8 protein-coding genes are annotated in these 8940 nt (G+C 60.5%); 4 read left to right on the top strand and 4 right to left on the bottom strand.

Annotated elements, in window-relative coordinates; genetic code table 11:
- The 3 genes from E8A46_RS00500 to E8A46_RS00490 all read left to right on the top strand — a co-directional run.
- Nucleotides 1-726 (top strand): DUF1365 domain-containing protein (locus E8A46_RS00500; protein WP_291556062.1); only part of this gene is annotated, 726 nt, incomplete at its 5' end.
- Nucleotides 723-1970: a cyclopropane-fatty-acyl-phospholipid synthase family protein gene (locus E8A46_RS00495; RefSeq protein WP_291556060.1), complete on the top strand. Its 1248-nt coding sequence runs from the start codon at nt 723-725 to the stop codon at nt 1968-1970. The genes E8A46_RS00500 and E8A46_RS00495, both read left to right, overlap by 4 nt.
- A gap of 102 nt (nt 1971-2072) precedes the next feature.
- Nucleotides 2073-3110, top strand: a complete 1038-nt coding sequence (locus tag E8A46_RS00490) for a cysteine synthase A (RefSeq protein ID WP_291556058.1) — start codon at nt 2073-2075, stop codon at nt 3108-3110.
- A 121-nt stretch (nt 3111-3231) separates the two neighbouring features.
- Here the strand turns inward: E8A46_RS00490 and E8A46_RS00485 are convergent, their stop codons facing one another.
- From E8A46_RS00485 to E8A46_RS00470, 4 genes are read right to left on the bottom strand one after another with little or no spacing between them, the layout of a single operon-like run.
- Nucleotides 3232-3972, bottom strand: coding sequence for an amino acid ABC transporter ATP-binding protein (locus E8A46_RS00485; protein WP_291556056.1), 741 nt, complete (start codon nt 3970-3972; stop codon nt 3232-3234).
- Nucleotides 3973-3982: 10 nt separating this feature from the next.
- Nucleotides 3983-5518, bottom strand: coding sequence for an amino acid ABC transporter permease (locus tag E8A46_RS00480; RefSeq protein ID WP_291556055.1), 1536 nt, complete (start codon nt 5516-5518; stop codon nt 3983-3985).
- The gene (locus tag E8A46_RS00475) at nt 5515-6720 is read right to left on the bottom strand and encodes an ABC transporter permease subunit (protein WP_291556053.1); all 1206 of its coding nucleotides are present in this window, start codon (nt 6718-6720) and stop codon (nt 5515-5517) included. The genes E8A46_RS00480 and E8A46_RS00475 overlap by 4 nt, the downstream gene beginning before the upstream one ends.
- Nucleotides 6721-6741: 21 nt before the next feature.
- Complete coding sequence (locus tag E8A46_RS00470; protein WP_291556050.1) at nt 6742-7758, bottom strand: amino acid ABC transporter substrate-binding protein; 1017 nt, start codon at nt 7756-7758, stop codon at nt 6742-6744.
- Nucleotides 7759-8089: 331 nt separating this feature from the next.
- Between E8A46_RS00470 and E8A46_RS00465 the strand changes: the two genes are divergently transcribed.
- Nucleotides 8090-8940, top strand: an 851-nt coding sequence (locus E8A46_RS00465; protein WP_291556048.1) for a PLP-dependent transferase, incomplete at its 3' end; no start/stop codon positions are given.

The raw sequence follows: 8940 nt of genomic DNA, 5'->3' as shown, positions 1-8940 counted from the left end.
GATCTCGACCGGCTCGACGCCGCGGACCGGCAGACGCCCTTGTTCGGCGTCAACCGGGCTGCACTCTACAGTTTCAACGAGGCCGATCACGGCCATCGCGACGGATCGTCCTTGCGCACCTATGCGCAAGGACGCGCGACGGAGCATGGCATCGACCTGACCGGCGGCCGCGTGATGCTGTTGTGCTATCCCCGTCTGCTTGGCTACACGTTCAATCCATTGTCTGTCTATTTTTGCTATCGCGTGGACGGGGGGCTTGCCCTCATCATCTATGAGGTCCGCAATACTTTCGGCGATATCCACGCCTACGCGCTACCCGTGAATCCCGACGAGGTGAGCCACGCCGGCATCCGGCAACAGCAGGACAAGCTGTTTTACGTCTCGCCCTTCGTCGAGATGGCGATGCGCTATCATTTCCGCATTTCACCGCCAGCAGACAGCGTCCAACTGCGCATTCTTGAGATCGACCACGAGGGTCCCCTGCTCGCTGCAACCTTTAAGGGCCACCGCCGGGCCCTGAACACGGAGGAGTTGCTGCGTTCGTTTTGCGCGTTGCCGCTTGTCACATTGAAGATCGTCGCCGCGATCCACTGGGAAGCGCTGCGGCTCTGGCTCAAGGGAGTACGGCTGGTTCCGCGTCAGAACGCCGCCATCGATGAGAGCTTGGCGATCGGGAAAAGCCGCGAGTATACTTCGCCGGTGCTATCTGCCCGGAGCAAAAGGTGAAGCCAGGTCGGACCACGTCTGAGTTGATTTCGGTTACGTCCGAGACTGTTGATTTTGTACTTCCGGAACTGCCCCGTCTGGTCCGGGTGGCGCTTGGCTTCGGCTCGGAGCTGCGGCATGGCTCGCTCGAGGTGACCCTGCCGGACGGCCGCACGGTCAGGCTGGGCGACAACGGGCCGGGACCGGCCGCCGCCATGAAAGTCTACGATTACGGCTTCGCATCGCGGCTGCTCCGGAGCGGCGACATCGGCATCGCCGAGGCCTATCTGCATGGCGAATGGGACACGCCCGACCTGACCCAGTTTCTCTATCTCTTCTGCGTCAATCAGGACTGGATGCAGACCATGCTCATCGGCAAGCCGCTGATGCGCACCATCCAGGCCATCAGGCATTGGTTCAACCGCAATACCAGACGGCAGGCGCGGCGCAACATCTATGCGCATTATGATATCGGCAATGCCTTCTATTCGGCCTGGCTTGATCCGAGCATGACCTATTCCTCGGCCTTGTTCGAGGACGACACGGCGGATTTGACCGCCGCGCAAAACAACAAATACCGCAGGCTCGCCGAAGCGATCGAGCTGCGGCCCGGCCAGAAACTCCTCGAGATCGGGTGCGGATGGGGCAGCTTTGCCGAATATGCCGCCAAAGCCTACGGCGCGAAGGTGGTCGGGCTCACCATCAGCAGGGAACAGCGCGATTTTGCGCAGGCGCGGATGCAGTCCGCCGGCCTTAACGACCGTGTTGAGATCCGACTGCAGGACTACCGCGACGAGCGCGACCGGTATGATCGAATCGCCTCGATCGAGATGATCGAAGCGGTGGGAGAGCAGTTCTGGCCTAAATATTTTTCGCAAGTTCGCGACCGGCTCCTGCCCGGCGGACTTGCCGGCATTCAGGCCATTACCATTCAGGATAGTCTGTTCCAGAGCTATCGCCGCGAAGTCGATTTCATCCAGCGTTATGTTTTTCCCGGCGGGATGCTGCCATCGCCGCAGATACTCAAGTCACTCGGCGAGCGCTTCGGTGTTCCCGTAATTCGCGAACGCATTTTCGGACAAGATTATGCCAAGACGCTCGCGACCTGGCGAAATAATTTCCGCGCCGCCTGGCCGAACCTGATGCCGCTCGGGTTCGACGACCGGTTCCGGCGGTTGTGGGAGTACTACCTCGCTTATTGCGAAGCCGGGTTTCTGTCCGGAAATATCGACGTCCGCCAGGTTGTGTTCGCGAAGCTGAAATAGCCCGCGCCGCACAAATCGGGTGCAAAACCGGCTTTTACTTTTGCCCGCTGCGCTCTAGGGTCGTTGCCGGACTAGGCAGCTGACTGGCAAGATTTCTCGCACATGAACATCGATAATGACGTCGTCGAAGCGATCGGCAATACCCCGCTCATCAAGCTGAAGCGGGCTTCCGAGCAGACTGGCTGCACCATTCTCGGCAAGGCCGAGTTCATGAATCCCGGCCAGTCCGTCAAGGACCGCGCGGCGCTGTTCATCATCCGCGACGCGATCAAGCGCGGCAAGCTGTGGCCTGGCGGCGCGGTTGTGGAAGGCACCGCGGGAAATACCGGCATCGGACTGGCGCTGGTTGCCAATGCGCTGGGTTTCCGTACCGTGATCGTGATCCCCAATACGCAGAGCCAGGAAAAGAAAGACATGCTGCGGCTCTGCGGCGCCCAGCTGATCGAGGTGCCCGCGGTCCCCTACGCCAATCCCAACAACTATGTGAAATTGTCGGGCCGGCTCGCCGAGCAGCTTGCGAAGACCGAATCGAACGGAGCGATATGGGCCAACCAGTTCGACAATACCGCCAACCGTCAGGCCCACATTGAAACTACGGCGCCGGAAATCTGGCAGCAGACCGGCGGCAAGATCGACGGCTTCGTGGCTTCGGTCGGGTCAGGCGGCACGCTCGCCGGGGTCTCGATCGGCTTGAAGAAAATGAACCCGAAAATTCGTATCGTGCTTGCCGACCCGATGGGCTCGGCGCTCTACAATTATTACAAGAACGGCGTTCTCAAATCGGAGGGCTCCTCGATCACCGAAGGCATCGGTCAGGGCCGCGTTACCGCCAACCTCGAAGGTGCCACGATCGACGACGCCTACCAAATACACGATGAGGAAGCGGTTCCGATCATCTTCGATCTGCTCGAACATGAGGGGCTATGCCTCGGCGGATCGACCGGCATCAACGTGGCCGGCGCCATTCGACTGGCCAAGGAGCTTGGGCCGGGCCATACCATCGTGACCGTGCTGTGCGATTACGGAACCCGCTACCAGTCAAAGCTGTTCAATCCGGATTTCATGCGCTCCAAGAACCTGCCCGTGCCGGACTGGCTCGAGCAAAAGATCGCGATCAGCGTGCCGTTCGAGAAAGTCTGATCGCTTCACGCACAATCCCTGTTCTGAGGAGGCGCCTCCAGGCGCCATCGCGGCCACTGAGCTTCTGCGGCCGCGTAGTTCGAGACGCGCGCAATAGCGGGCTCTCGCAAGAGAACGAAAGTCACCGCAATATCTGACTGAGAAACAGCTTGGTCCGGGCGTGCTGCGGATTGGCGAAGAAGCTTGCCGGCGTGTTCGCCTCGATAATCTGCCCGGCATCCATGAAGACGACGCGGTCGGCCACTTCCCTGGCAAATCCCATTTCATGGGTCACGACCAGCATGGTCATGCCTTCGTTGGCGAGGTCGACCATGGTGTCGAGCACCTCCTTGACCATTTCGGGATCCAGCGCCGAGGTGGGCTCGTCGAACAGCATGACCTTGGGGTTCATGGTCAGCGCGCGGGCGATCGCGACGCGCTGCTGCTGGCCTCCGGACATCTGGCCCGGATATTTGTTGGCCTGCTGCGGAATTTTCACCCGCTCCAGATATTTCATCGCCGCAGCTTCCGCATCCTTCTTCGGAATATTGCGTACCCAGATCGGCGCCAGCGTGCAGTTCTCCAGCACGGTCAAATGCGGGAACAAGTTAAAACTCTGGAACACCATCCCGACTTCGCGCCGGACTTCGTCGACCCGCCGTAAATTCGGTCCGAGTTCAATGCCGTCAACGACGATCCGCCCTTCCTGGAATTCCTCAAGGGCGTTGATGCAGCGGATCAGCGTCGATTTTCCCGAACCCGAAGGGCCGCAGATCACGATCCGCTCGCCCTTGGCGACATCAAGATCGATGTCGCGCAGCACGTGAAAATCACCGAACCACTTGTTGAGGCCGGCAATGCTGACAATGGGATCTGCGGTCATTTTGGTTTACTCAATTGCGCCGATGTGCGTTCAGCCTGTTCTCGACGAACAGGGAGTAGCGGGACATTCCAAAGCAGAAAGTGAAGTAGATCAATCCGGTAAAAGCAAACCCGGTAAACAGCGTGGATGGTGTTGCCCAGGCCGGATCGCTAAAGGAGGCCCGAAGCTGTCCGAGCAAGTCGAACAGTGCAACGATCGAGACCAATGAAGTGTCCTTGAACAGCGCGATGAAGCTGTTGACAAGACCGGGAATGACGTGGCGTAGCGCCTGGGGCATCACGATCAGGCCCGTCGTCTGCCACCATGAGAGGCCAAGCGCGCTGGCCGCCTCGTCCTGCCCCCGCGGGATCGCCTGCAGGCCGCCCCGGATGACCTCAGCCTGGTAGGCGCCGGCGAACAGTGCAATTCCGATCAGGGCGCGCATCAGTCCATCGACGCTAAACCCGGTCGGCAGAAACAGCGGCAGCATATAGGTCGCGAAGAACAGCACCGTGATCAGCGGCACGCCGCGCCAGAGTTCGATAAAGGTCGTCGAAAAAACTCGGATCAGCGGGATCGACGAACGCCGGCCCAGGGCGAGCGCGATCCCGACCGGCATCGACGCCACGATGCCGGTGACCGACACTACCAGCGTCACCAGGAGACCGCCCCAAAGCCGCGTATCGACCACCGGCAACCCGCCGCGGTCGAGGCCCATCATCGCAATGATGGTCCCGATGCCGGCAAAGGTCGCAAGGCTTGTGATCAGAGGACGCCAGCCGGCGCGCGTACCGCCGTTCAGCCAAAACAGCAGGATCGAGACAATGGCAGCCGTCACCGCAAGGTCGGTCCAGACCGGACGTCCCGACATCTGGATCTGTTCGCGCAGCCACGTCAGCGGGGTGATCAGATAGTGGAGCGCCACGCCGAGCTGAACGACAAGCCATCCCAGCCATTTCAGCAATGATCCGGCAATCGCGGTGGATTCGCCCAGCGAAGCGCCAGCGCGCGACAAGGCCGAACCCGCCTCGGCGACGCTGCTGGCCAGGCCCGAAAGCAAGCCGGCAGTCCAGCTGACGCCAAACCCCTGAAGTCCGCCGCCATGCAACAGGAAGAAAGCGACAGCCGGAAATGCCAGGAAAAACAGACCGGCATTGATGCCCTTGGCCGGGAGCCGCGGAATCAACAGCGGCAGCAGCAGGATGGCGGCGAGGAGGAAAGTCAAATTGACCCGCCACCGCTCCGGTTCAGGGTAGAAGCCGTAAATGAACTGGCTGAATTTCGCCTGGATGAACGGCCAGCAGGCGCCGACGGAACGTCCGGCATTTTCGGCAAGGCAAGCGGTGCGATCCTTGCCGCTCCACACCGCATCGATCAGCAGGAATTTTATCGTGGGGACCAAGACAAACCACAGCAGCAACGCGCTCACGATCGTGATCAGGATATTGGTCGGGGAGTTGAACAGCCGCGTGCGCAGGAAGCCGACAAGGCCGGTTGTCTTTACCGGCGCGGCGCGCTCGGGAACGAGGTCCTGACGGACGAATGCGGACGCCGTGATATCGCTCATCCGCCAAGGCTCCGTCCGAGCCGCCATCCGTAGAAACTCATGATCGCGCTCGTCACCATCGAGATCAGCAGATAGACCCCCATCGTAATACCGATGATCTCGATCGCCTGCCCGGTCTGGCTCAGCGCGGTACCCGCAAACACCGAAACCAGGTCGGGATAGCCGATTGCCACCGCCAGCGACGAGTTCTTGGTCAGGTTGAGATACTGGTTGGTGAGCGGCGGCAGGATGATCCGCAACGCCTGCGGAATCACGATCAGCCGCAGCACCGACCCTCGCTGCAGCCCGAGCGACGAGCCGGCCTCCATCTGCCCCTTATGCACGGCCAAAATGCCGGCGCGCACGATCTCGGCGATAAAGGCCGCGGTATAGGTCGAAAGCGCCAGCGTCAGTGCCACAAATTCAGGACGGATGGGCGAGCCGCCTGAAAAATTGAACCCCTTGAGTTCGGGAATTTCAAATATGACGGGCGCGCCAAAGATCAGCGCCGAGACGAGCGGCAGGCCGGTCATGAGACCGAGCGCGTAGGGCCAGACCTTGATCACCTTGCCGCTCTGGAACAGTTGCCGGCGCGCGTAACGCCACAACACGATGGCGGCAACGATCGCGATCAGGACCGCAACCACAAACGGCTCGAAACCGGGTTCGCCGATGGGCTTTGGGATCACCAATCCGCGATTGTTGAGAAAGAAGGCGCCGAACAGCGAGATGCTTTGCCGCGGATTCGACAACGCGGCGAGCACGGCGAGATACCAGAACAGAATCTGGAACAGCAAGGGCAGATTGCGGATCAGTTCGACATAGCCGCCGGAGATGCGGGCCAACAGCCAGTTCGGCGACAGCCGGCCAAGCGCCACCAGGAACCCGATCACGGTCGCAAAGAAAATACCGATGACCGAGACCAACAGTGTGTTGAGCAAACCGACGAAGAACACGCGGGTATAGGTGTCGGAACCGGTATAGGGGATCAGGTTCTGGCTGACGTCAAAACCTGCGGTATTCGCCAAAAAGCCAAATCCGGCGGTGATCCGCTGCGCCTTGAGATTTTCGCTGGCGTTGGAAACGATCTCGTAAGAGATCCAGGCGAGCCCGGCCACGAACAAGATCTGCAGAACGAAGCCGCCCCACCCTGCCTGGCCGCCGAGCACGCGTTGCAGTTTGATGGCAAACTGCAACGGTGGCTTTCGGGGCTCGATGCTCATCGCCGCCGATGCCGCGGTGAATCAGCGAATCGGCGGCGCGTACTGAATTCCACCCTTGTTCCAGAGCTGGTTTAATCCGCGGGCAATCCCGAGTTTCGACCCGGCGCCCACATTGCGATCAAAGGCTTCGCCGTAATTGCCGACCGCCTTGACGATCCTTATCACCCAATCCTTGGTCAGGCCGAGCTGTTCGCCGAGATTGCCGTCGGTACCGAATGCCCGCTTGAGTTCCGGTTTGTCCGATTTCACCATGTCATCGACGTTCTTTTGGGTTACGCCGAGTTCTTCCGCATCAACCATCGCAAACAGCACCCATTTGACGAGATCAAACCATTGATCGTCGCCATGGCGCACCATCGGGCCGAGCGGCTCTTTTGAGATCACTTCCGGCAGCACGGCATGATCGGCCGGATTCGCAAGCTTCAGGCGATCGGCATAGAGCCCGGACACGTCCGTGGTAAAGACGTCACAACGGCCCGACTCGTAGGCCTTGACGGCTTCGTCGTTGGAGCCGAAGGCAATCACCTCGTACTTCATGTTGTTGCCTTTGAAGTAGTCGGCGAGATTCTGCTCGGTGGTTGTGCCGGTTTGCACGCAAACCGAGGCGCTGTTCAATTCCAGGGCCGAATTCACCTTGAGGGATTTTTTCACCAGGAAGCCCTGCCCGTCATAGTAGGTCACCCCGGTAAAATTGGCGCCGAGCGTGGTATCGCGGGACAGCGTCCAGGTGGTGTTGCGCGAGAGAACATCGATTTCGCCGGACTGCAGCGCGGTGAAGCGATCCTTGGCTGACAATGGCACAAACTTGATCTTGGTCGGATCGTTGAAGATGGCGGCGGCGATCGCACGGCAAACGTCAACATCGAGCCCGGTCCAGTTACCCTTGTCGTCGGGGGACGAAAAGCCGGGTAGGCCCTGGCTCACGCCGCAGGACAACATGCCGCGGTCCTTGACCGTCTTGAGCGTTTGCGCGGTAACCGCCTGGGTCGAGAGACCGGCTGCGAGAGCCAAGGTGAGGACCAGAGATGCACGTTTCATGGCGAAGCCTTTCGAGGGTCGTCCGGGAACGGTTGCTTGTCATCGCATACGCTGATGGGCCAGCCCAATGATCCATCACTGCAAATGCCGGCCTGAATGGGCGGCTTGGCCCATGGTCCGGTTCAGCAATGAATCGATGGTCGCGGCGGCCCCTCAACATGCTGCTGCGACGAATAGCTGCCGCGCATCACAGAACGACTGGAGGGCCGGGTCAAGGGGTTGACGTCCGTCTTCCCTGTCCTGCTATTAGCAATCCCGCCCGCAGTCCGCTGCTTCAGCGGACTTTCACGTAGCGCGGTGGTTGGCAAAACCTTTGGTGGTGGCGGAAAACATGAATTCTCCAGGAAACGGACCAACGACACCGCTGAGGGTGGAAACCACGCTGGTGACCGCCGGCCGCGACACCAGGGCGCAGAAGGGATTCGTCAATCCGCCGGTCGTCCATGGTTCCACCGTGCTTTATCCGACGGCGGACGACCTGCATGCGCATCGCGCCGAGTTCCAGTACGGGCGCCACGGAACGCCGACCACCAGGGCACTGCAGGAGGCGTTGATGGCCCTCGAAGGCCCGCAATGCGCGGGCGTCGGTCTTGCGCCCTCGGGCCTGTCGGCGATTACCACGACGCTGCTCGCGGTGCTGAAGTCGGGCGATCATCTGCTGGTCTGCGACAACGTCTATCGACCCTCACGCAATTTCTGCAACGGCCTGCTTGCCCGCTACAGCGTGGAGACCACCTATTTCGATCCCATGGTCGGCGCCGGCATCGCTGAATTGTTCAAGTCCAACACCAGGGCGGTGCTCGTCGAGGCACCCGGTTCGCAATCCTTCGAAATGCCTGACATTCCAGCCATCGCTTCGGTGGCGCATGCTCGCGGCGCGCTTGTGATCGACGACAATACATGGGCGACCCCGCTTTATCACCGCTCGCTCGATCAGGGAGTCGACATCAGCATCCAGGCCGCCACCAAATATATCGGTGGACATTCCGACATCATGTTCGGAACCATTTCGGCGAATGCGAAAGCCTGGCCGACGATCGCCGAATCGATCCGCTTGCTCGGTGTTTGCGCCGGGCCCGACGACGTCTTCCTTGCGATACGCGGTTTGCGCACGCTCGCGGTGCGGCTTGCGCAGCATCATCGATCGGGGCTGGAAATGGCGCGATGGCTCGCGGCGCGGCC

The organism is Bradyrhizobium sp., assembly GCF_004799445.1.
In the GTDB taxonomy this organism is placed as follows: Bacteria; Pseudomonadota; Alphaproteobacteria; order Rhizobiales; family Xanthobacteraceae; genus Bradyrhizobium.
The sequence above is the reverse complement of the archived record's forward strand: the minus strand, read 5'-3'. Positions and strand labels throughout refer to the sequence as shown.

Coding starts and splice junctions, on each gene's coding strand:
- E8A46_RS00490 (WP_291556058.1), top strand. CDS start 2,073: ATGAACATCGATAATGACGTCGTCGAAGCGATCGGCAATACCCCGCTC.
- E8A46_RS00480 (WP_291556055.1), bottom strand. CDS start 5,518: ATGAGCGATATCACGGCGTCCGCATTCGTCCGTCAGGACCTCGTTCCC.
- E8A46_RS00470 (WP_291556050.1), bottom strand. CDS start 7,758: ATGAAACGTGCATCTCTGGTCCTCACCTTGGCTCTCGCAGCCGGTCTC.
- E8A46_RS00475 (WP_291556053.1), bottom strand. CDS start 6,720: ATGAGCATCGAGCCCCGAAAGCCACCGTTGCAGTTTGCCATCAAACTG.
- E8A46_RS00485 (WP_291556056.1), bottom strand. CDS start 3,972: ATGACCGCAGATCCCATTGTCAGCATTGCCGGCCTCAACAAGTGGTTC.